This is a genomic window from Rothia sp. HMSC061E04 (assembly GCF_001813685.1).
Lineage (GTDB): Bacteria > Actinomycetota > Actinomycetes > Actinomycetales > Micrococcaceae > Rothia > Rothia mucilaginosa.
Window position 1 is genome coordinate 1 of the sequence record NZ_KV813686.1, and the last position, 335, is coordinate 335.

The window sequence follows — 335 nt, forward strand, 5'->3', positions numbered from 1 at the left end:
TCGGATATGGGGTGGCAGTATCAGCACGAGATTTACATCAGTATGCTCGCTGAGAACGGTTTTATCCAGAGTATGTCGCGTAAAGGCAACTGCATCGACAATGGCGCCACCGAGCAGGTCTTCGGACACATTAAGGACGAGTTTTTTCGCGGCCAAGACTGGCAGACCTTTGAGAGTTTCAAAGCCGACCTCGAGGCCTATATCATGCACTGGAATACGGTAAGGCGCCAGGTAAAGCTTAAGGGCCTGACCCCGGTAGAGTACCGGGATCAGGCCCTGCAGGAGGCCGCGTAGCGGCTACTATTAAATGCGTCCAAGTTTCGGGGCGCAGTTCA

At 53.7% G+C, this 335-nt stretch carries 1 protein-coding gene; it reads left to right on the forward strand.

Features of this window, described 5'->3' with window-relative positions:
- On the forward strand, positions 1 to 294 hold a 294-nt coding region (locus HMPREF2927_RS00440), incomplete at its 5' end, for an IS3 family transposase (RefSeq protein WP_141754859.1).
- Between the last annotated feature and the right edge of the window lie 41 nt (positions 295 to 335).